A 22573-nucleotide genomic window follows, 5' to 3' on the forward strand; every position below is an offset into this window, starting at 1 on the left:
TGGGGTCCACCGTCAATCTTGTTGAGTTATGGCGTTATTGGACCGAAGCCACGGCTACCCCCACAATGCAAAAAAACGCATACTAGCCATGTCCTGAGATCATGGCTGAGCACAATGAAACGCCTTCCGCCGCTGCCTGCGCTGCATACCTTTCTGGTCACCGCCCAGCACTGCAATTTCACCCGCGCCGGGCAGCACTTGCACATTACCCAAGGAGCCGTCAGCCGGCAGATTGCAGCTCTCGAGGAGCACCTGGGTTATGCCCTGTTCCAGCGCCAGGCGCGCGGGCTGAGCCTGACGCGCGAGGGCCAGGACTGGCTGCCACGGGTGCAACAGGTATTCGCGCTGATCGAACAAGGGGTGCGGGAGGTGGGTGGGCGCAGCGCCACCTTGCAGCTCAAGGCGCCAACCTGCGTGATGCGCTGGCTGCTACCGCGCCTGATGGAATGGCAGGCGCTACGCCCGGATGTGCCGGTAGAACTGACCACCACGGTACAGCATGGGGTGGACTTGCGCCGCGAGGGCTTCGATGCGGCGGTGGTCTATGGCGATGCACCGAACCATGGGCTGCGTGTGCGCAAGCTGTTCGACGAGCAGCTGACGCCGGTCTGTGCGCCCTCGCTGCGCCACGGGCCGCTGCCGCTGCAGCAGGTTGAAGACCTGGCCCGGCACATGCTGCTGCACCCGTCGCGGGATGAGCATGACTGGTGCCTGTGGTTGCAGGCGGCCGGGGTGACGCTGGCCAGTCAGGGGCCAAAACAGCATTTCGAGACCCTGGACATGGCGATGGCCATGGCCGCGCAGGGGACTGGTGTGGCCATCGGTGACTGGTCGCTGATCGGCGATGACTTGCGCGGGGGGCGGCTGTGCATGCCGTTTGCGCTCAAGGTGATGACCGGCAAGGGGTATTACCTGGTGAGCCAGGCCAAGAGCTTGCCACCGGGGTTGGTGGAGTTGCTGAATTGGCTGGAGGGCCAGGCCGGCCTGTGATGGCCCTTTAGCGGGTAAACCGCTCCTATGGGACTGGGCAGGTTTCAAGACCTGTGTGTACCTGTGAGGGCGGGTCTACCCGCGAACGGGGCCACTCAGTAGCCGACTGTGAACCGCTGTCGCGAATGTTGCGGCTTTTCCAGCTCGTCGAGCATGGCAATCGCGTAATCGGCAAAGCTGATCCAGCTCCTGCCGTCCGCGCCAATCAGCAGGTGGTCCTTGCCCTGCGTGTAATGCCCGCTGCGCTCACCCTCGACGAATTCCGCCGATGGCGACAGGAAGGTCCAGTCGAGGTTCGGCTCCCGTTGCAACACCTGCAGAAAATGCGCCCCGGCCGCCGCCTCGGCCTTGTACGCCTCGGGGAAGTCCGGGCTGTCGATCACCCGGTGCCCCGAGGGCAGCAACAGGCTGCCGGCCCCGCCCACCACCAGCAGGCGCCTGACCCCGGCCCGCTTGACTGGCTCGATGATGGCGTGCGGCTCGATGGTTGCGAAGTGCGCCGCGCTCAATACTGCATCCACACCAGCTACCGCCGCTTGCAAGGCAGCGCTGTCCTTGACGTCAAGCGCCTTGACGGTCACCCCGTCACGCCCCTGCAAGCGCGAAGGGTCACGGGCGATGGCCAGCACAGTGTGGCCACGGCGCAGGGCTTCTTCCAGCAACTGGCTGCCAGCACGGCCAGTGGCACCAATAATCGCGATCTTCATGGGATACTCTCCATCCAGTAAGGAACTACCACTTCATCTCACCCTTGGCGACCTTGGCCCCCAACACCAGCGAGCTCTCATCGGCCAGGCCTGGGTACCGTTGCTTCATCGCCTTGATCAACGCCCCGGCATCTTTCGCCTTGGCGGTCTCGGTATCGAAATCACGAATGTAGTTCGCCGTGAACTGCACGGCCTGCAGCGACCGGCTGCTGTCCCCCAGGTAGTGCCCGGGGATGACCGTGCGCGGCGCCAGCGCTTCGATATGCGCCAGGGTGGCGAGCCAGTCAGCCTGCGACTTGGCCGATGCGGTATCGGCCATCCATACATGGATGTGCTCGGACACCACCACGCCACCGACCACCGCCTTGATCGACGGGATCCATACGAAACTGCGATCGGGCTGCGGGCCGTCCAGGCCAACCACCTCGAGGGCCTGGCCCTCCAGCATCAGCCGGTTGCCGTCAAGCACCTGCGGCAGCACCAGCCGCACCGGCTTGTCCGCGCCCATCTGCGGCCCCCAGTAGGCCAGCTTGGCCGCCATGGTCTGGCGGATATGGGCAACCGTGGCGGCCGAAGCCAGTACCTTGGCGTCGGGGAAGGCCCGGGTCAGGGTATCCAGGCCAAAGTAGTAGTCCGGGTCACCATGGCTGATGTAGATGCTGGTCAGGTGCTTGCCGCCAGCCCGCAAACGCTGCACCAGCTGCTCGGCCTGGGCCTTGCCGAACTGGGCATCGACCAGCACGGCGTCATGTTCGCCGCTGATGATCACCGAACTGACCGGGAAGATCGCTGCATGGCCTGGGTTGTAGACATCCAGCTGCAAGGGCTCGGCAGCCAGCGCCGGGCCGGCCAGGGTAATGCAGGCCAGTAGCAGGCCACGCAAGGTGGTGGAAAGAGGCATTGGGAACGCTCGTCAGGTGAACAATGCCCAACAGCTTAGTTGCCCGATCCATGCCAAAAAATGCGATCCTCGCACATAGTTTGTTTCTGAAATCGGGCAGATCATGGACCGCCTCAACGCCATGCGTGTTTTCGTCACCGTCGTCGACCTCGGCAGCCAGTCAGCGGCGGCGGATCATCTGCAGCTTTCCCGGCCAGTGGTGTCGCGTTACCTGGCAGAGCTGGAAGACTGGGTTGGCGCGCGGTTGATGCAGCGCACCACGCGCAGGCTCAGCCTCACTGCCGCCGGCCAGGAAACCCTGCCCCGTTGCCGACAACTGCTGGAACTGGCTGGCGACCTGCAAGCCGCGGTGCAGCAACCGGATGACGCCCCCAGAGGCGCGCTGCGCATCAGCGTAAGCACCTCATTCGGCCAGGCCCAGCTGGTGGATGCGGTCGCTGCCTACGTTCGGCGCTACCCGGGAGTGAAGGTGGAGCTGCAAATGCTCGATCGCACGGTCAACCTGGTGGACGAACGCATCGACCTGGCGATCCGCACCAGCAACGACCTGGACCCCAACCTGATCGCCCGGCGCCTGAGCGTGTGCCGCTCGGCAGTCTGCGCGGCACCGGCCTACCTGCGCGAACACGGCACGCCAAAACGGGTCGAGGACCTGAGCCGGCATAACTGCCTCACTCATGCCTATTTCGGCCACAGCTTGTGGCATTTCGAGGTGGCAGGGCAGCAGGTCGGCGTGCCCGTGGCGGGGAATATCAGCGCCAACGAGGCGATGACCCTGCAAAAGGCGGCGCTGGCCGGCGCCGGCATCGCCATGCTGCCGACCTATCAGGCCGCCGAGGCCCTGCGCCGAGGCGAGCTGGTGCGCCTGCTGCCCGAGGCAAAGCCGCGCGAGCTGAACCTGAATGCGGTGTACACTTCGCGCAAGCACATGCCGGCGACCTTGCGCAGCATGCTGGACTTCCTGGTGCAGCGGTTCAGCGACGAACCGGAGTGGGACAGGGACCTGTGACGCCGGTGTAGGAGCGGCCTTGTGTCGCGAAAGGACCGCAAAGCGGTCCCAGGATCCTGTTCAAAATCAAAAAAAATGCCGGGGCTGCTGTACAGCCTTTCGCGACCCAGGGCCGCCCCTACAGAGGTCGCGCTGTCACTCCTCGACGCTCATGTATTCCTTGGCCCAGCGGATGTAGTCCTCAGGCTGGGTGTAGGTGTGCGACAGCTCGGTGGCGCTGAGGTTTTCCGACTTGTTCTGCTGGCCGCGCTGCAGCCGCAGGCAGTCGTAGGTAGCCTTGATCGCGGCGAAGTAGGCGGCGTGGCCATCGACCACGATGCGTACCCCAAGGCGCGCCAGGCGCTCGTCGTCGCGCAGGTTCGGGTTGCCATAGGTGACCAGCATCAACGGTACAGTCAGGTGCTCGGCAATCTGCTCGAGCTGCTCGAAGTCCTTCACGCCGACCATGCAGATACCGTCGGCACCGGCCTTCTGGTAGCTCTGGGTACGCACGATGATCTCTTCGGTGGGCAGCACGCCAGCGTTGGTCCGGGCAATGATCGACAGCGAGGAATCGACCCGCGCCTCCAGCGCCGCGCGGATCTTGCCGACGCCCTCTTCGACCGGGATCAGGTCGGTGGACTTGCGCCCGAATTGTGCTGGCAGCAGGGTGTCCTCGATGGTCAGTGCGGCCACGCCGGCACGCTCCAGTTCGATGACCGTACGCATGACATTCAGCGCGTTACCGTAGCCGTGGTCAGCGTCAGCCAGCACCGGCAGTTGCGCCACCCGGCCGATACGGGTGGCCTGCTCGACGAACTCGCTGAGGGTGATCAGGGCGAAGTCCGGCGCGGCCAGTACCTGCAACGAAGCGACGGAGCCGCCGAGAATGCCGACCTCGAAGCCCAGGTCTGCGGCAATGCGTGCCGACATCGGGTCGAACACCGATGCGGTGTGGTAACAGGCACCTGAAGCGAGCAGCTCGCGGAAGGCAAAACGCAGATCTTGATGGGAAGCCTTGGGCATGATCACTCCGCAAAATGAGTTGAAATTCGAACGGTAACTACCGACCCCTGTAATCGGGTCTACCTGACCTGTTCCAACCGTCGCCATCTGGGCGGTCATGCTCGACATGCAGGCAGAGGAATAAAAGGTGTGGGAGACAAAGGCGCAAAACAGCTGCGGCAAAATGTTGCACCAAGCTGGTGCAAACCGCGGTTTTCAGCCTTTGTGGCATACCAACGATATCACGCAGCCATGCAGCACTGGATGAATGCGCCAATGCCGATCTTGCATAGGGGATGCAGATAGTACATAGGAAGCTACCTAACTCAGGTTACAATCCGAGGGCTTTTTCGCGTATGGAGCCGCGCCCACAAGTACGGCGCTGGCCTCAGGCCCAACGATATCCGCGAACAGGCCGCCATACACAGACAAGGTATTCCCGTGACCGCCGCCCTACCACCCACCACCCTGCGCAACGTGCTCACCGCCCTGATGCTGGCGATCTTTCTCGGCGCACTGGACCAGAGCATCGTCGCCGTCTCGCTGCCTGCGATCTCGGCACAGTTCAACGATGTCGGCCTGCTGGCCTGGGTCATCTCCGGGTATATGGTGGCGATGACCGTGGCCGTGCCGATCTACGGCAAACTGGGCGACCTGTATGGGCGACGACGGATGATCCTTACCGGCATCAGCCTGTTCACCCTGGCCTCGATCGCCTGCGCCCTGGCCCAGGACATGCCGCAACTGGTGCTGGCCCGGGTACTGCAGGGCATCGGCGCGGGCGGCATGGTTTCGGTGAGCCAGGCGATCATCGGTGACTTCGTACCACCGCGCGAGCGCGGCCGTTACCAAGGCTATTTCAGCAGCATGTACGCGGTGGCGAGCGTCGCCGGGCCGGTGCTGGGTGGCTGGCTGACTGCGTATTTGTCGTGGCGCTGGGTGTTCTGGATCAACCTGCCCCTGGGACTGCTCGCGCTGTGGGCGATCCGCCGCGCGCTCGGCGGCATGCCGGCGCAACGCCGCGAGGCGCAGGTGGACTATCTCGGCGCGGTCCTATTGATCCTCGGCCTGGGCAGCCTGTTGCTGGGCATCACCTTGGTCGGCCAAGGCCACGCCTGGGCCGACCCGGCCGTACTGGCCCTGTTTGCCTGTGCCGGGCTGGGCCTGCTGCTGTTCATTGCCCACGAGCGCCGCTGCCCGGAGCCGCTGCTACCGCTCAGCCTGTTCGGCAACCGTGTGGCAGTGCTGTGCTGGGGCATCATTTTCTTCGCCAGCTTCCAGTCGATCTCGCTGACCATGCTGATGCCGTTGCGCTTCCAGGGCATCACCGGCGCCGGTGCCGACAGCGCTGCCCTGCATCTGCTACCGCTGGTGATGGGCTTGCCCGTGGGTGCCTTTTCTGGCGGCCGCCTGACCAGCCGGACCGGGCGCTACAAGCCACAGATCCTGGCCGGTGCGCTGCTGATGCCAGTGGCCATTTTGGCCATGGCCCTGACCCCGCCACAGGCGGGCGGGCTCAGCGCGCTGTTCATGCTGCTGACCGGTATTGCCTGCGGGCTGCAGTTTCCGACCTCGCTGGTGGGCACGCAAAGCGCGGTGGCCAGCCAGGACATCGGTGTCGCCACCAGCACCACCAACCTGTTCCGCTCGCTGGGCGGGGCCATGGGCGTGGCATGCATGTCCAGCCTGCTGCTGGCCCTGCTGCAGCAAGGCGGGTTCGAGTCGCTGGGCAATCCCTTGCTGGGCAGCCTCAAGGCCGGTGAGGTGGACGTGGTGACGCAGGCGCGCTTGCTGGAAACGTTCCGGCAGCTGTTGATGGGGAGTGCCGGGGTGGCGGTGCTGGGGCTGTTTGCCGCATTGGCATTGCCAGACCGGCAGTTGCGCGGCCGCTGAAGGCCGCCGCATTAATCCTCTCTTAATACAAAGAGGAAACACTCCCTAACAATCCTTAACAAAGTGTCATTTGCGCAGCGCCGGGCTCAAGCGCAGCATATCCAGCCCGGTGTCGACCCATTTTTCGACATCTTGCAACAGGTCGAAACTGTCAGGCAGCAACAGCCAGCGCCCGATCAGGCCATCGGCATAGGCAAACATGGCCACCGCCGCGCGCTCGACATCCAGCTCGCCTGGCAACTGCCCGCGGCGCACGGCATTGGCCAACGCCAGGGTGATGCCCTGGTGGCAATCCAGCACCGCAGCCTGGCGCTGCTGGCGAATTTCACACATGTCATCGGTGAACTCGCACTTGTGATGCAGGATTTCATTGATACGCCGGGTTCGGGCATCGAGCACCAGCTCGTTGAACACTTGCAGCAACAGCTTGCGCATGCAGCCAAGCGGGTCCACTTCGTCCTCGCTTTCGCTCGCTCGCGCCAGGTGGTCATGGGTTTCGTGCACGCTGTCGAGCAAGGCCTGCACCAGCTCGGCCTTGTTATTGAAGTGCCAGTAGATGGCCCCGCGCGTCACACCCGCCTGTTCGGCGATATCGGCCAGGGTGGTTCGCGCAACCCCGCGCTTGTAGAAGGCCCTTTCCGCCGCCTCGATGATCTGGGCGCGGGTTTCCTGGGCTTCTTCTTTGGTTCGACGGACCATGGCAGTACCAACCTCGTCTGGCCCGAACGCTCGGCGCGTACGGGAAATGCTCCGGAGCACCTCTGCAGGGCGCCTCGCGGATGAGCTAATCAAGGGCTGTGGCAGTACCCAAGTACAACCCAGCGGTATTTACAAACAACCATGAATGTAAGTATATTCCTTAGCAAGCTATTTATCCACTGGATAGCAATTTTTCCAGATCAAGATTCTTCCATTACTCTTGAGCGTCTCCCTGCTCCAGCGACCCGAGGATCCTCATGCAATTCAAGCCAGCCGTTACCGCTCTGGTTTCCGCCGTCGCCCTGGCATCCCTGCTCAGTGGCTGCAAGAAAGAAGAAGCAGCGCCTGTGGCGCAGGCTCCTCTGGTCGGCGTCGTGACCATCCAGCCGCAAGCTTTCACCCTGACCTCGGAACTGCCGGGGCGCACCAGTGCCTACCGCGTCGCCGAAGTGCGCCCGCAGGTCAATGGCATCATTCTCAAGCGCCTGTTCAAGGAAGGCAGCGAAGTCAAGGAAGGCCAGCAGCTGTACCAGATCGACCCTTCCGTGTACGAAGCCAACCTGGCCAATGCCCAGGCCAACCTGCAGGCCACCCGCTCGCTGGCCGAACGCTACAAGCAGCTGATCGACGAACAGGCGGTGTCCAAACAGGAATACGACGACGCCAATGCCAAACGATTGCAGGCCGAGGCTTCGCTGAAGAGTGCGCAGATCGACCTGCGCTACACCAAGGTGCTGGCACCGATCAGCGGCCGTATCGGCCGCTCCGCGGTCACCGAAGGTGCGCTGGTGAGCAATGGCCAGGCCAACGCCATGGCGACCATCCAGCAACTCGACCCGATCTACGTCGACGTCACCCAGTCCACCGCCGAGCTGCTCAAGCTGCGCCGTGACCTGGAAAGCGGCCAGCTGCAGAAGGCTGGTGACAACGCCGCCTCGGTGCAACTGGTGCTGGAAGACGGCAGCCTGTTCAAGCAGGAAGGCCGCCTGGAGTTCTCCGAAGTGGCGGTCGACGAGACCACCGGCTCGGTCACCCTGCGTGCGCTGTTCCCCAACCCCGATCACACCCTGCTGCCTGGCATGTTCGTGCATGCGCGGCTCAAGGCCGGGGTCAACGCCAACGCCATCCTGGCGCCGCAACAGGGCGTGACCCGCGACCTGAAAGGCGCGCCGACCGCGCTGGTGGTCAACCAGCAGAACAAGGTCGAACTGCGCCAGCTCAAGGCCAACCGTACCCTGGGCAGCGACTGGCTGATCGAGGAAGGCCTGAACCCCGGTGACCGCCTGATCACCGAAGGGCTGCAGTACGTGCGCCCGGGCGTCGAGGTCAAGGTCAGCGAAGCCACCAACGTCAAGAAACCCGCAGGCCCCGATCAGGCCAACGCGGCGAAAGCAGACGCCAAAGCGGAGTAAACCATGTCGAAGTTCTTTATCGATCGCCCGATCTTCGCCTGGGTGATCGCCTTGGTGATCATGCTGGTCGGCGCCTTGTCGATCCTGAAGCTGCCGATCAACCAGTACCCCAGCATCGCGCCGCCGGCCATTGCCATCGCCGTGACCTACCCGGGCGCCTCGGCGCAAACCGTGCAGGACACCGTGGTACAGGTGATCGAGCAGCAGCTCAACGGTATCGACCACCTGCGTTATGTGTCGTCGGAAAGCAACTCCGACGGCAGCATGACCATTACCGCTACCTTCGAGCAGGGCACCAACCCCGACACCGCGCAGGTGCAGGTACAGAACAAGCTGAACCTGGCCACCCCGCTGCTGCCGCAGGAAGTGCAGCAGCAAGGTATCCGCGTCACCAAGGCAGTGAAGAACTTCCTGCTGGTGATCGGCCTGGTGTCCGAAGACGGCAGCATGTCCAAGGACGACCTGGCCAACTACATCGTCTCCAACATGCAGGACCCGATTTCGCGTACTGCGGGTGTAGGTGACTTCCAGGTGTTCGGTGCCCAGTACGCCATGCGTATCTGGCTCGATCCGGCCAAGCTGAACAAGTTCCAGCTGACCCCGGTCGACGTCAAGACCGCAGTGGCCGCGCAGAACGTGCAGGTGTCCTCCGGCCAGCTCGGCGGCCTGCCTGCCATGCCGGGTACCCAGCTGAACGCCACCATCATCGGCAAGACCCGCCTGCAGACTGCCGAGCAGTTCGAGAAGATCCTGCTCAAGGTCAACAGCGACGGCTCGCAGGTACGCCTGGGTGACGTCGCCCAGGTTGGCCTGGGCGGCGAGAACTATGCAGTCAGCGCCCAGTTCAACGGCAAGCCGGCCTCCGGTCTTGCGGTAAAGCTGGCCACCGGTGCCAACGCCCTGGACACTGCCAAGGCCCTGCGCAAGACCATCGCCGACCTGGAACCGTTCTTCCCGCCTGGGGTGAAAGCGGTATTCCCGTATGACACCACCCCGGTGGTCACCGAGTCGATCAGCGGCGTGATCCACACCCTGATCGAAGCCGTGGTCCTGGTGTTCCTGGTGATGTACCTGTTCCTGCAGAACTTCCGCGCCACCATCATCACCACCATGACCGTCCCGGTGGTATTGCTGGGTACCTTCGGCATCCTCGCCGCAGCAGGCTTCAGCATCAACACGCTGACCATGTTCGCCATGGTGCTGGCCATCGGCTTGCTGGTCGACGATGCCATCGTCGTGGTGGAAAACGTCGAGCGGGTGATGTCCGAGGAAGGCTTGCCGCCCAAGGAAGCGACCAAGCGCTCGATGGAGCAGATCCAGGGTGCCCTGGTGGGTATCGCCCTGGTGCTGTCGGCGGTACTGCTGCCCATGGCGTTCTTCGGCGGCTCCACCGGCGTGATCTACCGGCAGTTCTCGATCACCATCGTCTCGGCCATGGGCCTGTCGGTGCTGGTGGCGCTGATCTTCACCCCGGCCCTGTGCGCCACCATGCTCAAGCCGCTGAAGAAGGGCGAGCACCATGTGGCCAAGCGCGGCTTCTTTGGCTGGTTCAACCGCAACTTCGACCGCAGCGTTACCGGCTACGAGCGCAGCGTGGGTGCCATCCTGCGCAACAAGGCGCCGTTCCTGCTGGCCTATGCACTGATCGTGGTCGGCATGATCTGGCTGTTCGCCCGCATCCCGACCGCGTTCCTGCCGGAAGAAGACCAAGGCGTGCTGTTCGCCCAGGTACAGACCCCGGCCGGCTCCAGTGCCGAGCGCACCCAGGTGGTGGTCGACCAGATGCGCGAGTACCTGCTGAAGGACGAAGCCGACACCGTGGCGTCGGTGTTCACCGTCAACGGCTTCAACTTCGCTGGCCGCGGCCAGAGCTCGGGCATGGCATTCATCATGCTCAAGCCGTGGGATGAACGCTCCAAGGAAAACAGCGTGTTCGCCCTGGCCCAACGTGCCCAGCAGCATTTCTTCACCTTCCGCGATGCGATGGTGTTCGCCTTCGCCCCGCCTGCGGTGCTGGAACTGGGTAACGCCACCGGTTTCGACGTGTTCCTGCAGGACCGTGGTGGTGTCGGCCATGCCAAGCTGATGGAAGCACGCAACCAGTTCCTGGCCAAGGCCGCGCAGAGCAAGATCCTCAGCGCTGTGCGCCCGAACGGCCTGAACGACGAGCCGCAGTACCAGCTGACCATCGATGACGAGCGTGCCAGCGCCCTGGGCGTGACCATCGCCGACATCAACAACACCCTGTCGATTGCCCTGGGTGCCAGCTACGTCAACGACTTCATCGACCGTGGCCGGGTCAAGAAGGTGTACATCCAGGGCGAACCGAACGCGCGGATGAGCCCGGAAGACCTGCAGAAGTGGTACGTGCGCAATGGCGCCGGCGAAATGGTGCCGTTCTCCTCCTTCGCCAAGGGCGAATGGACCTACGGCTCGCCCAAGCTGTCGCGTTACAACGGCGTCGAAGCGATGGAAATCCTGGGTGCACCGGCACCTGGCTACAGTACCGGTGAAGCCATGGCCGAAGTCGAGCGCATCGCCGGCGAACTGCCTAGCGGTATCGGCTACTCGTGGACCGGCATGTCCTATGAGGAAAAGCTCTCCGGCTCGCAGATGCCGGCGCTGTTCGCCCTGTCGGTACTGTTCGTGTTCCTGTGCCTGGCAGCCCTGTATGAAAGCTGGTCGATCCCGATCGCCGTGGTACTGGTCGTGCCGTTGGGCATCATCGGTGCACTGATCGCCACCAGCCTGCGCGGGTTGTCCAACGACGTGTACTTCCTGGTCGGCCTGTTGACCACCATCGGCCTGGCAGCGAAAAACGCCATTCTGATCGTCGAGTTCGCCAAGGAATTGCACGAACAAGGCCGCAGCCTGTACGACGCAGCGATCGAGGCATGCCGCATGCGTCTGCGCCCGATCATCATGACCTCGCTGGCGTTCATCCTCGGCGTGGTACCGTTGACCATCGCCAGTGGCGCCGGCGCCGGCAGCCAGCACGCCATCGGCACCGGTGTGATCGGCGGCATGATCAGTGCGACCGTACTGGCAATCTTCTGGGTACCGCTGTTCTTCGTCGCAGTGTCGTCGCTGTTCGGCAGCAAACAGCCGGAACAGGACGCCACCCCTGAAACTCCACGTTATGAGGCTGGGCAATGACCAAGTCTTTGTTGTCCCTGGCGGTAACCGCTTTCATTCTCGGCGGCTGCTCGCTGATCCCTGACTACCAAACCCCGGAATCGCCGGTGGCCGCGCAGTGGCCGCAAGGCCCTGCCTACTCGCCGACCCAGTCGGCGGACGTTGCCGCTGCCGAACAAGGCTGGCGCCAGTTCTTCCACGATCCGGCGCTGCAACAGCTGATCCAGACCGCGCTGGTGAACAACCGCGACCTGCGTGTGGCGGCGCTGAACATCGATGCCTATCGCGCACAGTACCGCATCCAGCGGGCCGACCTGTTCCCGGCGGTTTCCGCCAACGGCAGCGGCAGCCGCCAACGGGTGCCGGCGAACATGTCGCAAACCGGTGAAGCCGGCATCAGCAGCCAGTACTCGGCCACCCTCGGCGTGAGTGCCTACGAGCTGGACCTGTTCGGCCGCGTACGCAGCCTGACCGAGCAGGCCCTGGAAACCTACCTGTCCAGCGAACAGGCGCGGCGCTCCACGCAGATCAGCCTGGTGGCCAGCGTGGCCAACGCCTACTACACCTGGCAGGCCGACCAGGCGCTGTTCAAGCTGACCGAAGAAACGCTGAAGACCTACGAGGAAAGCTACAACCTCACCCGTCGCAGCAATGAAGTCGGCGTCGCCTCGGCACTCGATGTCAGCCAGGCGCGCACCGCCGTGGAAGGCGCCCGGGTCAAGTACTCGCAGTACCAGCGCCTGGTCGCCCAGGACGTCAACAGCCTGACCGTGCTGCTGGGCACCGGCATCCCCGCCGACCTGCCCAAACCACTGGAGCTCAATGCCGACCAGCTGGCCGAAGTACCGGCCGGCCTGCCGTCGGACATCCTCCAGCGGCGCCCGGACATCCAGGAGGCCGAACACCTGCTCAAGGCCGCCAACGCCAACATCGGCGCGGCCCGTGCAGCGTTCTTCCCGAGCATCAGCCTGACCGCCAATGCCGGCAGCCTGAGCCCGGACATGGGTCACCTGTTCTCGGGTGGCCAAGGTACCTGGCTGTTCCAGCCGCAGATCAACCTGCCGATCTTCAACGCCGGCAGCCTGAAGGCCAGCCTGGACTACTCGAAGATCCAGAAGGACATCAACGTCGCCAAGTACGAGAAAACCATCCAGACGGCCTTCCAGGAAGTCTCCGATGGCCTGGCGGCGCGCAAGACCTTCGAAGAGCAGCTGCAGGCGCAACGCGACCTGGTGCAGGCGAACCAGGACTACTACCGCCTGGCCGAACGCCGCTACCGCATCGGTATCGACAGCAACCTGACCTTCCTCGATGCTCAGCGCAACCTGTTCAGCGCCCAGCAAGCCCTGATCGGCGACCGCCTTTCGCAGCTGACCAGCGAGGTCAACCTGTACAAGGCGCTTGGCGGTGGCTGGTACGAGCAGACCGGGCAGGCCAACCAGCAGGCCTCGGTGGAAGCACCGCAAGGCTGATCGAGACAGCAACAGCATCAAGCCCACCCTCGCGGTGGGCTTTTTGTTTTCTGTTGCCTGCTCTGGCCTCTTCGCGGGCTCGCCCGCTGCCACAGAATCACCACCGTTTCACAGGCTGTGGTAATCCTGTGGCAGCGGGCGAGCCCGCGAAGAGGCCTGCACAGGAAAACAATTAACCAACCGGAACATTCCGTTCGATTATCGCCCGTTTCCGTTTGTGGCGAATTGCCTCAGCCCCGCCCCACCCCGCACCATCCTCGCCACGCAACGTTGCCCCGGTTCATCCCACAGACCCGCACCTGCAGGCCGCATCCTGCAGCACACCGGCTCGCCCATAAAAACAAGAGATCGACGACAGATGAGCACTTTGCAACCCGCACGCCAGCTGCTGCCAGGCCTGTTGGCCATGTCCTGCGCCTTCCCGCTGTTCGCCGCCGAGGGTGGCTTCATGGAAGACGCCAAGGCCACCCTCAACCTGCGCAACTTCTATATCAACCGCAACTTCGTCGACCCGGCCCACCCGCAGGCCAAGGCCGAGGAATGGACGCAAAGCTTCATCCTCGACGCCCGCTCCGGTTTCACCCAGGGTACCGTCGGTTTCGGCATGGACGTATTGGGCCTGTACTCGGTCAAGCTCGACGGCGGCAAAGGCACCACCAACACCCACCTGTTGCCGGTGCACGACGATGGCCGCCCTGCCGATGACTTCGGCCGCCTGGGCGTAGCGCTGAAAGCCAAGCTGTCCGAAACCGAGCTGAAGGTCGGCGAATGGATGCCGGTACTGCCGATCCTGCGCTCGGACGACGGCCGCTCGTTGCCGCAGACCTTCCGCGGTGGCCAGCTGACCTCGAAGGAAATCGCCGGCCTGACCCTGTATGCCGGCCAGTTCCGCGGCAACAGCCCGCGCAACGACGCCAGCATGGAAGACATGTCGCTGAACGGCAAGGCGGCGTTCACCTCCGACCGCTTCAACTTTGCCGGTGGTGAGTACACCTTCAACGACAAGCGCACCATGATTGGCCTGTGGGATGCGCAGCTCAAGGACATCTACCGTCAGCAGTACCTCAACCTGGTGCACAGCCAGCCGCTGGGCGATTGGACCCTGGGCGCCAACCTGGGCTACTTCACCGGCAAGGAAGACGGTGCCGAACGCGCCGGCGAACTGGACAACCGCACCGCCTCGGCGCTGCTTTCGGCACGCTACCAAGGCCACACCTTCTATGTCGGCCTGCAGAAGGTCAGCGGCGACAACGCCTGGATGCGGGTCAACGGCACCAGCGGCGGCACCTTGGCCAACGACAGCTACAACTCCAGCTTCGACAATGCCAAGGAGCGATCCTGGCAGGTACGCTACGACTTCAACTTCGCCACCGTCGGCGTGCCCGGCCTGACCCTGATGAACCGCTACATCAAGGGTGACAACGTCACCGCAGGCGGGGTAGACGACGGCAAGGAATGGGCGCGGGAAACCGAACTGGCCTATGTGGTGCAATCGGGCAGTTTCAAGGACCTGTCGCTGAAATGGCGCAACTCCACCATGCGCCGGGACTTCAGCACCAACGCGTTCGATGAGAACCGGTTGATTGTAAGTTACCCGCTGAACCTGCTTTGAACAGGCTGGATACGGCAGTGCGGGCCACTGCCATTCGCCTGGCTGATGATGGTGGTGGCAGCGGTCTATCCTGAGCTATATCGGTTGCTGCACCGGCCGCTTCGCGGCTAACCCCGCTGCCACGAGGTTTCCAGCGAACCCTGTGAGAACAGGCCGGTGCCGGCAATTCACCCCGATCCGGCAAACCAGGGAGGCACAACATGAAGAACCTCGTCGACCACCTGAGCCAATACGCCAGCTACCACCGCGACCCACGCAACATCGCCACCCACTTCGTGGGCATTCCCTTGATCGTACTGGCAGTCACCATCCTGCTGTCACGCCCTGGCTGGGACGTGGCCGGCATGTGGCTGTCTCCGGCGATGCTGGCAGCGGCAGCCGCGGTATGGTTCTACCTGCGCCTGGACCTGCGCTTCGGGCTGGTGATGGGCGTGCTGCTGGGGCTTTGCCTGTGGGTCGGCCAGGTGCTGGCAGTACAGTCCACGGCGCTGTGGCTCGGCAGCGGGCTGGCAGCGTTCGTGCTGGGCTGGATCATCCAGTTCGTCGGCCATTACTACGAAGGCCGCAAACCGGCGTTTGTCGACGACATCAGCGGCTTGATCATCGGGCCGCTGTTCGTGGTGGCGGAAGCGGCGTTCATGCTGGGCCTGTGCCCGGCCCTGAAGCAGGCCGTGGAGCGCAACGCAGGCCCGGTTGTGGCGCGCTCGTTGTAGGAGCGCCCTTGATGATGGACAGGTACCCAACATCCGGGGCGCAGCTCAACCGCGCAGGGGTCAGCTACGTGATTCCACCCCCAGCTCATCCCACACCGACTCGGCCAGGTGGAAGGTGGCGTTGGCCGCCGGAATGCCGCAATAGATCGCGCTCTGCATCAGTACTTCCTTGATTTCGTCGCGGGTCACGCCGTTGTTGGCTGCTGCACGCAGGTGCAGCTTCAGCTCGTCGTTGCGGTTCATGCCGATCAGCATGGCGATGGTGATCAGGCTGCGCGTGTGGCGCGGCAGGCCCGGGCGGGTCCAGATGTCACCCCAGGCGTGGCGGGTGATCATTTCCTGGAACTCGCCATTGAAATCGTTGAGCTTGTCCAGGCTGCGGTCCACATGGGCATCGCCAAGCACTGCCCGGCGTACCTGCATGCCGGCGTCGTAACGTTGTTTCTCGTCCATGCCGATATCCTCAATGAGCCAGCAGGAAGTCGAGCACGCGGCGGCTGAACGGCTCGCCGACCTCGACGTTGGACAGGTGCGCAGCCGGGAAGTCGACGTATTCGGCAGCTTCGATCGCAGCCTGCATGAAGCGGCCGTGTTCAGGCGTGGTCACCACGTCTTCGCTACCGGCCACGATCAGCGTTGGTACCTGGATACGGCTCAGTTGCTCGCGGTAGTCGGCATCGCGCACCGCCGCGCAGTTGCTGGCATACCCTTGCGGGCTGGTCTGCGCGAGCATCTGGCAGATGCGCTGGGCCTGGGCTGGCTGGGCCTGGGCAAACCCCGGGGTGAACCAGCGGGCGATGGAGGCGTCGCGCAGGTCGATCATGGCCTGCTGGCCACCCTTGAGCACGGTGTCGATCCGGCTGTTCCACACCTCGTCGTTGGCAATCTTGGCGGCGGTGTTGCACAGCGTCAGGCTGTGCAGGCGCTGGCCGGCATTGATGCCCAGCCACTGGCCGATCAGGCCGCCCATCGACAGGCCGACGAAGTGCGCCTTGGCGATGTCCAGGCCGTCGAGCAGGGCCAATACGTCTCGGCCCAGCTGTTCGATGGTGTAGGGGCCTTGCGTGACCAGCGATGCGCCGTGGCCACGGGTGTCGTAGCGCAGCACCCGCAGGTGCTGGCTCCACAGCGGGACCTGCGTGTCCCACATGCCCAGGTCGGTGCCCAACGAGTTGGACAGGACCAGCACCGGGGCGTTTTCCGGGCCATCGAGCTGGTAGTTCAAAACGCCATCGGCCAATTGCAAGTGCGCCACAGCGGTCTCCTTCAGGCAGTAAAACGTTGATGTTCAGATACGGCGCGGGCCACCCAGACGCGGGCCTGGCCCAGGTAATGGGCAGGATCGAGCAGGCGATCGAGTTCTTCCCCAGACAGTTCGGCACTGACCTGCGGTTCGTCGCCCAGCACCGCACGCAAGTGACGCCGCTCGGCCACGGCGCGCTGGCAGCATTGCTCCAGCAGGTGGTGGGCGCGGTCGCGGCCCACCCGCTGGGCGAGGACGATGCTCACTGCCTCGGCCAGTACCAGCCCCTGGGTCAGGTCGAGGTTGGCGCGCATGCGTGCGGCATCCACTTGCATGCCCTCGGCAATCACCTGGGCCTGGCGCAACGCACCGGAGACCAGGCAGCAGATATCCGGCAGGGTTTCCCACTCGGCATGCCACAGGCCCAGGCTGCGCTCGTGCTCCTGGGGCATGGCGGCAAACAGCGTCGAGACCAGGCCCGGCACGCGCGTCGCCGCCCCGATCAGCACAGCGGCACCCACCGGGTTGCGCTTGTGCGGCATGGTCGAGGAGCCGCCCTTGCCTGGCGCGGAAGGCTCGAACAGCTCCCCCGCCTCGGTCTGCATCAGCAGGCTGACATCGCGGCCAAACTTGCCCAGGCTGCCGGCGACCAGGCCCAGCACCGAGGCGAACTCAACCAGGCGGTCGCGCTGGGTATGCCAGGGTTGCTCGGGCAAAGTCAGCTTGAGCTGAGCGGCCAAGGCTTCGGCCACCGGCATTGCCTTGCTGCCGAGGGCCGCCAGGCTACCCGAGGCGCCACCGAACTGCAGCACCAGCAAGCGTGGGCGCAGTTCCTGCAGGCGTTGTCGGTGGCGGGTCAAGGCGCCCAGCACACCCGCCAGTTTCATACCCAGGGTCACCGGGGTGGCGTGCTGCAGCCAGGTGCGCCCCACCAGCGGCGTATCGGCGTGCTGCAAGGCCTGGTGCGACAGGGTATCGGCGAGCCTGGCCAGGTCAGCCTCGATCAGGTCGAGGGCCGCGCGCAGCTGCAGGACCAGGCCGGTATCCATCGCATCCTGGCTGGTGGCGCCGAGGTGTACGTAGCGCTCGGCCTCGGGCACGCCACTGGCAATCACCTTGCCCAACGCCTTCACCAGCGGGATTGCCGAGTTGCCAGCGCTGGCAATCGCGTCAGCCAGTGCGCGCACGTCGTAGCGCTCGGCGTGGCAGGCCGCCTCGATGGCCGCGACGGCGCTGTGCGGGACCAGCCCGGCTGCAGCTTCGGCACGGGCCAGTGCCGCTTCGAAATCGAGCATGCCTTGCAGCCGGCCGCGGTCGGAAAATATCTCGCGCATGGCCGGCGCGGTGAAGTAGGCGTCGAACAGTTGGTTGGTCATGCCACGTCCTTAATCATCGTGGTGCAAGTACGCCGCCTGCCTCGGCAGGCGCAGGCTGAACAGGAAGGCTATCGCCATCATCGCCGTCACGTACCAGTAGAAAGTGTTTTCCATGCCCAGGGTCTTCAAGCCCAGGGCCACGTATTCGGCCGAACCGCCGAACGCCGCGTTGGCCACCGCATAGGCCAGGCCCACACCCAACGCACGCACCTGCGGCGGGAACATCTCGGCCTTCACCAGGCCGCTGATCGAGGTGTAGAAACTGACGATACACAGCGCCAGGGTAATCAGCACGAAGGCCATGAACGGGCTGGTCACGGTTTTCAACGCCATCAGCAGCGGCACCGTGAACAATGTGCCCAGGGCGCCGAACAGCAGCATCGAATTGCGCCGGCCGATGCGGTCGGAGAGCATGCCGAAGAACGGCTGCAGCACCATGAACAGGAACAACGCACCGGTCATCACGTAGCTGGCGTTCTTCGCTGTCATGCCGGCGGTGTTCACCAGGTATTTCTGCATGTAGGTGGTGAAGGTGTAAAAGATCAGCGAGCCGCCGGCGGTATAGCCGAGCACGGTGATGAAGGCCGCCGCGTGGTTGCTGAACAGGCCCTTGATGGTGCCGGCTTCCTTGCTTTGACGGACTTCGGCGCTGCTGGTCTCGTGCAGTGAGCGGCGCAGCATCAGCGAGATCAGCGCGGCGATGGCGCCGACCACGAACGGAATGCGCCAGCCCCAGGCGCGCAGCTCGTCCTCGGTGAGCACCTGCTGCAGGATCACTACCACCAGCACCGCCAGCAACTGGCCGCCGATCAGGGTGACGTACTGGAACGATGCGAAGAAACCGCGCTGGCCGCGCAGGGCCACTTCGCTCATGTAGGTGGCGGTGGTGCCGTACTCGCCGCCTACCGACAGGCCCTGGATCAGGCGGGCCAGCAACAGCAATGCCGGGGCCCAGGTGCCGATGCTGGCATAGGTGGGCAGGCAGGCGATCATCAGCGAGCCGAAGCACATCATCAGCACCGAGATCATCAGGGAATTCTTGCGACCATGGCGGTCAGCGAGGCGGCCGAAGATCCAGCCACCAATGGGGCGCATCAGAAAGCCTGCGGCAAACACGCCCGCCGTGTTCAGCAACTGCACGGTAGGGTCGTCGGAGGGAAAGAAAGCCGGGGCAAAGTAGATGGCGCAGAAGGCGTAGACGTAGAAGTCGAACCATTCCACCAGGTTGCCTGAAGAGGCACCAACGATGGCGAAGATGCGTTTGCTGCGTTCTTCGCCGGTGTAATAGGTTGAAGTCATGGTGAGTTCACTCCTGGAGGGTCGCAGGTAATTCTAGACACACCTGGTAACACGCTCGTTCCGCCTTGGCCTCGTGTCTAAGGTTCGGCCTCTTCGCCGGCATGCCCACACCCACAGCAGGAGGCGTGGTTCCCCTGTGACAGCAGGCATGGCCGCGAAGAAGCCGGTACAGGTCAAACCCGTTCGATGGCCAACGCCAACCCTTGCCCAACGCCCACACACATGGTCGCCAAGCCTTTACGCCCGCCGCTCTTCTCCAACTGGTGCAGCGCCGTCAGCACCAGGCGCGCACCGCTCATGCCCAGCGGGTGGCCCAGGGCGATCGCGCCACCGTTGGGGTTCACTTGTGGCGCATCGTCGGCCACGCCCAGTTCACGCAGCACTGCCAGACCTTGGCTGGCAAAGGCTTCATTAAGCTCGATCACATCGAAATCCGGCACTGCCAGCCCCAGGCGCTCGGTCAGCTTGCGCACCGCCGGCACCGGGCCGATGCCCATCACCCGCGGCGCGACCCCGGCGCTGGCCATGCCCAGGACCCTGGCACGTGGGGTCAGGCCGTGCTTCTGCACCGCCTCGGCCGATGCCAGGATCAGCGCCGCAGCGCCATCATTCACACCCGAAGCGTTGCCAGCGGTGACGGTCTTGTCCGGGCCATTGACCGGTTTGAGCCGGGCCAGGGCTTCCAGGGTCGTCTCCGGGCGCAGGTGTTCGTCGTGCTCGACAACGGTTTCGCCCTTCTTGTGGGCGATGCGCACCGGCACGATCTCTTCGGCAAAGAACCCGGCGGCCTGGGCAGCGGCGGCCTTGTGCTGGCTGCGCAGGGCGAAGGCGTCCTGGTCGGCGCGCGAAACCTGGTAATCGTCAGCCACGTTGTCGGCGGTTTCCGGCATCGAATCCACACCGTACTGGCTCTTCATCATCGGGTTGACGAAACGCCAGCCAATGGTGGTGTCTTCGAGCTTCATGTTGCGCGAGTAGCCGCTCTCGGCCTTGCCCATGACGAACGGGGCGCGCGACATCGACTCGACGCCGCCGGCAATCGCCAACTCCATTTCACCGCTGGCGATGGCGCGGAAGGCGGTACCGATGGCATCCATGCCCGAGGCGCACAGGCGGTTCAGGGTGACGCCGGGGATGCTCTGCGGCAGGCCGGCCAGCAACAGTGCCATGCGCGCCACGTTGCGGTTGTCTTCACCGGCCTGGTTGGCGCAGCCGAAGAACACCTCGTCGAGCTGTTCCCATTGCACGCTCGGGTTGCGCTCGATCAGCGCCTTCAGCGGCACGGCGGCCAGGTCATCGGCGCGCACGCCAGCCAGTGCGCCACCGAAGCGGCCGATCGGGGTACGAATGGCATCACAGATGAATACGTCGCGCATCAGGCTTCTCCTGCCGCCTGGCCATGCGCCGCGGCGGTACGGGCTTCGAGGTCGCGCAGGGCGGACAGCTCGACTTCGGTGGGTTCGGCGGTGGTCTGCACATCGTCGGCAAAGCGGATCGCCCAGCCAGTGGCAGCGATGATCTGCTCACGGCTCACACCTGGGTGGATGGCGGTGACGACGAACTCGTTGGTGCCGGCTTCCGGCTCCATGATGCACAGGTCCGTGATGATGCCGACCGGGCCGTCGCCTGGCAGGCCCAGACGCTTGCGCGAGTCGCCGCCTTCCCCGTGGCCGACCGAGGTGATGAAATCCAGCTTGTCGACGAAGGCACGCGGAGACTGCTTGAGGATGATCAGCACCTGCTTGGCCGAACCGGCGATCTCCGGTGCGCCGCCGGCACCCGGCAGGCGGGTTTTCGGGGCGTGGTAGTCACCGACTACGGTGGTATTGATGTTGCCGAAGCGGTCGACCTGCGCGGCACCAAGGAAACCGACATCGATGCGCCCACCTTGCAGCCAGTAGCGGAAGATCTCGCCAGTTGGCACCACGGTGTCGGCAGTCTCGGCCAGCTCGCCATCGCCGATCGACAGCGGCAGCACGCTTGGCTTGGCGCCGATCGGGCCGGATTCGTAGATCAATACCACGTCAGGCGACGAGGTCAGGCGCGCCAGGTTGGCGGCCTTGGACGGCAAGCCGATGCCGACGAAGCACACTGCACCATTGCGCAGGCGCCGGGCTGCGGCGACGGTCATCATTTCGGAAGTGGAGTAGCTCATTGTGCGGCCTCCGCAGTGCTGGCCAGCCTGGCCTTGAATTCGTTGAAATCGGCAGTGCCGCGGATGTAGGTGTCGATCCAGGCGGTGAACGATTCGCGGCTACGGGCGATCGGGTCCCACGCCTGGTAGAAGCGGTTGTCACGCTCGTAGTAGCCGTGAGCGTAGGACGGGTGTGCCCCACCCGGCACCAGGCACACTGCGCTCAGGGCCCAGGTCGGTAACACGCAGGCGTTCATCGGTGCCTGCAGGTCGTCGACAATTTCCTCGACGGTGACGATGCAACGCTTGGCGGCCAGGGCAGCCTCCTTCTGCACACCGAGAATCCCCCACAGCAGCACGTTGCCCTTGCGGTCCGCCTTCTGCGCGTGGATCACGGTCACGTCCGGGCGCACCGACGGCACCGCAGCCAGCACTTCACCGGTGAACGGGCAGGTCACGCTCTTGATCAGCGGGTTGACCTTCGGCAGATCGGAACCGGCGTAGGCACGCAGCACCGCGAAGGGCAGGCCGGAGGCACCGGCAACATACGCGTTGGCCAGGTCGGCGTGGCTGTGTTCTTCAATCTCGATGGCATGTGGCCATTGCTTTTCGACGGCATCCCGCAGGCGGTGCAGCGAACCGACACCCGGGTTGCCGCCCCAGGAGAAAATCAGCTTGCTGGCGCAACCGGCACCGATCAGCTGGTCGTAGATCAGGTCGGGGGTCATGCGCACCAGGGTCAGGTCGCGCTTGCCCTGGCGGATGATTTCGTGGCCAGCGGCGGTCGGGATCAGGTGGGTGAAACCTTCCAGGGCGACGGTATCGCCATCCTGGATGAACTGCTTCACGGCCTCGTGAAGCGAGAGAATTGCGGCCATTTGGAGACTCCTGGTCAGGATGCTTCGGTAAGCTCAGATTAAGGAGGCTCGCGGGGGGCTGACAATCCGATAATCGACTATTTGTGCGATTATCGAACAAATTATTGCATCCCTAC

The 22573-nt window shown here is 64.2% G+C and carries 19 protein-coding genes; 8 read left to right on the forward strand and 11 right to left on the reverse strand.

Annotation, left to right across the window (positions count from 1 at the left end):
• Positions 1 to 114: 114 nt before the first annotated feature.
• Positions 115 to 990, forward strand: a complete 876-nt coding sequence (locus HU763_RS19605; protein WP_186685235.1) for a LysR substrate-binding domain-containing protein — start codon at positions 115 to 117, stop codon at positions 988 to 990.
• Positions 991 to 1085: 95 nt separating this feature from the next.
• On the opposite strand, the gene HU763_RS19610 is transcribed toward HU763_RS19605, so the two are convergent.
• A complete protein-coding gene (locus HU763_RS19610; RefSeq protein ID WP_186685236.1) occupies positions 1086 to 1697 on the reverse strand; it encodes an NAD(P)-dependent oxidoreductase in 612 nt (203 codons plus the stop codon).
• Between the two features lie 25 nt (positions 1698 to 1722).
• A complete protein-coding gene (locus HU763_RS19615; protein ID WP_186685238.1) occupies positions 1723 to 2598 on the reverse strand; it encodes an MBL fold metallo-hydrolase in 876 nt (291 codons plus the stop codon).
• Between the two features lie 103 nt (positions 2599 to 2701).
• Between HU763_RS19615 and HU763_RS19620 the strand changes: the two genes are divergently transcribed.
• The gene (locus tag HU763_RS19620; protein ID WP_186685240.1) at positions 2702 to 3607 is read left to right on the forward strand and encodes a LysR family transcriptional regulator; all 906 of its coding nucleotides are present in this window, start codon (positions 2702 to 2704) and stop codon (positions 3605 to 3607) included.
• A 135-nt stretch (positions 3608 to 3742) separates the two neighbouring features.
• Here HU763_RS19620 and HU763_RS19625 read toward each other — a convergent pair whose 3' ends face one another.
• Positions 3743 to 4612, reverse strand: coding sequence for an isocitrate lyase/PEP mutase family protein (locus HU763_RS19625; protein WP_170032202.1), 870 nt, complete (start codon positions 4610 to 4612; stop codon positions 3743 to 3745).
• 420 nt (positions 4613 to 5032) lie between these two features.
• On the opposite strand from HU763_RS19625, the gene HU763_RS19630 reads away from it, so the two are divergent.
• Positions 5033 to 6484: an MDR family MFS transporter gene (locus tag HU763_RS19630; RefSeq protein WP_186685242.1), complete on the forward strand. Its 1452-nt coding sequence runs from the start codon at positions 5033 to 5035 to the stop codon at positions 6482 to 6484.
• Positions 6485 to 6550: 66 nt separating this feature from the next.
• Here the strand turns inward: HU763_RS19630 and ttgR are convergent, their stop codons facing one another.
• Positions 6551 to 7183, reverse strand: a complete 633-nt coding sequence (ttgR, locus tag HU763_RS19635) for an efflux transport transcriptional regulator TtgR (protein WP_170032208.1) — start codon at positions 7181 to 7183, stop codon at positions 6551 to 6553.
• A gap of 257 nt (positions 7184 to 7440) precedes the next feature.
• On the opposite strand from ttgR, the gene ttgA reads away from it, so the two are divergent.
• From ttgA to HU763_RS19660, 5 genes are all read left to right on the forward strand, one after another.
• Positions 7441 to 8595: a toluene efflux RND transporter periplasmic adaptor subunit TtgA gene (gene ttgA, locus HU763_RS19640; RefSeq protein ID WP_186685244.1), complete on the forward strand. Its 1155-nt coding sequence runs from the start codon at positions 7441 to 7443 to the stop codon at positions 8593 to 8595.
• 3 nt (positions 8596 to 8598) lie between these two features.
• A complete protein-coding gene (gene ttgB, locus HU763_RS19645; RefSeq protein ID WP_186685246.1) occupies positions 8599 to 11751 on the forward strand; it encodes a multidrug efflux RND transporter permease subunit TtgB in 3153 nt (1050 codons plus the stop codon).
• Positions 11748 to 13202 carry an AdeC/AdeK/OprM family multidrug efflux complex outer membrane factor gene (locus HU763_RS19650; RefSeq protein WP_170032216.1) on the forward strand — a complete coding sequence of 485 codons (1455 nt, stop codon included), beginning with the start codon at positions 11748 to 11750 and terminating at the stop codon, positions 13200 to 13202. Before ttgB ends, HU763_RS19650 begins: the two co-directional genes overlap by 4 nt.
• Positions 13203 to 13560: 358 nt before the next feature.
• Positions 13561 to 14814, forward strand: a complete 1254-nt coding sequence (locus tag HU763_RS19655) for an OprD family porin (RefSeq protein WP_186685248.1) — start codon at positions 13561 to 13563, stop codon at positions 14812 to 14814.
• 200 nt (positions 14815 to 15014) lie between these two features.
• Positions 15015 to 15527 (forward strand): Mpo1 family 2-hydroxy fatty acid dioxygenase, encoded by a 513-nt coding sequence (locus tag HU763_RS19660; RefSeq protein WP_186685249.1) that lies wholly within the window; start codon positions 15015 to 15017, stop codon positions 15525 to 15527.
• Positions 15528 to 15587: 60 nt separating this feature from the next.
• On the opposite strand, the gene pcaC is transcribed toward HU763_RS19660, so the two are convergent.
• The 7 genes from pcaC to HU763_RS19695 form a co-directional block, all read right to left on the reverse strand.
• Positions 15588 to 15980, reverse strand: a complete 393-nt coding sequence (gene pcaC, locus HU763_RS19665) for a 4-carboxymuconolactone decarboxylase (protein WP_170032225.1) — start codon at positions 15978 to 15980, stop codon at positions 15588 to 15590.
• A 10-nt stretch (positions 15981 to 15990) separates the two neighbouring features.
• The gene (pcaD, locus tag HU763_RS19670) at positions 15991 to 16782 is read right to left on the reverse strand and encodes a 3-oxoadipate enol-lactonase (RefSeq protein ID WP_186685250.1); all 792 of its coding nucleotides are present in this window, start codon (positions 16780 to 16782) and stop codon (positions 15991 to 15993) included.
• Between the two features lie 11 nt (positions 16783 to 16793).
• Positions 16794 to 18146 (reverse strand): 3-carboxy-cis,cis-muconate cycloisomerase, encoded by a 1353-nt coding sequence (locus HU763_RS19675; protein WP_186685251.1) that lies wholly within the window; start codon positions 18144 to 18146, stop codon positions 16794 to 16796.
• Between the two features lie 9 nt (positions 18147 to 18155).
• Positions 18156 to 19445, reverse strand: a complete 1290-nt coding sequence (locus HU763_RS19680) for an MFS family transporter (RefSeq protein ID WP_186685252.1) — start codon at positions 19443 to 19445, stop codon at positions 18156 to 18158.
• A gap of 173 nt (positions 19446 to 19618) precedes the next feature.
• The gene (gene pcaF / locus HU763_RS19685; RefSeq protein WP_186685515.1) at positions 19619 to 20824 is read right to left on the reverse strand and encodes a 3-oxoadipyl-CoA thiolase; all 1206 of its coding nucleotides are present in this window, start codon (positions 20822 to 20824) and stop codon (positions 19619 to 19621) included.
• The gene (locus HU763_RS19690) at positions 20821 to 21600 is read right to left on the reverse strand and encodes a CoA-transferase subunit beta (protein WP_186685253.1); all 780 of its coding nucleotides are present in this window, start codon (positions 21598 to 21600) and stop codon (positions 20821 to 20823) included. Before HU763_RS19690 ends, pcaF begins: the two co-directional genes overlap by 4 nt.
• Positions 21597 to 22457, reverse strand: a complete 861-nt coding sequence (locus HU763_RS19695) for a CoA transferase subunit A (RefSeq protein WP_170032241.1) — start codon at positions 22455 to 22457, stop codon at positions 21597 to 21599. Before HU763_RS19695 ends, HU763_RS19690 begins: the two co-directional genes overlap by 4 nt.
• Positions 22458 to 22573 lie beyond the last annotated feature (116 nt).

Origin of the sequence: Pseudomonas anuradhapurensis, from assembly GCF_014269225.2 — a bacterium.
In the GTDB taxonomy this organism is placed as follows: Bacteria; Pseudomonadota; Gammaproteobacteria; order Pseudomonadales; family Pseudomonadaceae; genus Aquipseudomonas; species Aquipseudomonas anuradhapurensis.

What these genes read in the sequence shown, in the direction of transcription:
- HU763_RS19690 (WP_186685253.1), bottom strand. Translation starts at nt 21,600, where the DNA reads ATGAGCTACTCCACTTCCGAAATGATGACCGTCGCCGCAGCCCGGCGC.
- ttgB (WP_186685246.1), top strand. Translation starts at nt 8,599, where the DNA reads ATGTCGAAGTTCTTTATCGATCGCCCGATCTTCGCCTGGGTGATCGCC.
- pcaC (WP_170032225.1), bottom strand. Translation starts at nt 15,980, where the DNA reads ATGGACGAGAAACAACGTTACGACGCCGGCATGCAGGTACGCCGGGCA.
- HU763_RS19675 (WP_186685251.1), bottom strand. Translation starts at nt 18,146, where the DNA reads ATGACCAACCAACTGTTCGACGCCTACTTCACCGCGCCGGCCATGCGC.
- HU763_RS19620 (WP_186685240.1), top strand. Translation starts at nt 2,702, where the DNA reads ATGGACCGCCTCAACGCCATGCGTGTTTTCGTCACCGTCGTCGACCTC.
- HU763_RS19605 (WP_186685235.1), top strand. Translation starts at nt 115, where the DNA reads ATGAAACGCCTTCCGCCGCTGCCTGCGCTGCATACCTTTCTGGTCACC.
- HU763_RS19680 (WP_186685252.1), bottom strand. Translation starts at nt 19,445, where the DNA reads ATGACTTCAACCTATTACACCGGCGAAGAACGCAGCAAACGCATCTTC.
- HU763_RS19660 (WP_186685249.1), top strand. Translation starts at nt 15,015, where the DNA reads ATGAAGAACCTCGTCGACCACCTGAGCCAATACGCCAGCTACCACCGC.
- HU763_RS19625 (WP_170032202.1), bottom strand. Translation starts at nt 4,612, where the DNA reads ATGCCCAAGGCTTCCCATCAAGATCTGCGTTTTGCCTTCCGCGAGCTG.
- ttgA (WP_186685244.1), top strand. Translation starts at nt 7,441, where the DNA reads ATGCAATTCAAGCCAGCCGTTACCGCTCTGGTTTCCGCCGTCGCCCTG.
- ttgR (WP_170032208.1), bottom strand. Translation starts at nt 7,183, where the DNA reads ATGGTCCGTCGAACCAAAGAAGAAGCCCAGGAAACCCGCGCCCAGATC.
- HU763_RS19650 (WP_170032216.1), top strand. Translation starts at nt 11,748, where the DNA reads ATGACCAAGTCTTTGTTGTCCCTGGCGGTAACCGCTTTCATTCTCGGC.
- HU763_RS19695 (WP_170032241.1), bottom strand. Translation starts at nt 22,457, where the DNA reads ATGGCCGCAATTCTCTCGCTTCACGAGGCCGTGAAGCAGTTCATCCAG.
- HU763_RS19615 (WP_186685238.1), bottom strand. Translation starts at nt 2,598, where the DNA reads ATGCCTCTTTCCACCACCTTGCGTGGCCTGCTACTGGCCTGCATTACC.
- HU763_RS19610 (WP_186685236.1), bottom strand. Translation starts at nt 1,697, where the DNA reads ATGAAGATCGCGATTATTGGTGCCACTGGCCGTGCTGGCAGCCAGTTG.
- HU763_RS19655 (WP_186685248.1), top strand. Translation starts at nt 13,561, where the DNA reads ATGAGCACTTTGCAACCCGCACGCCAGCTGCTGCCAGGCCTGTTGGCC.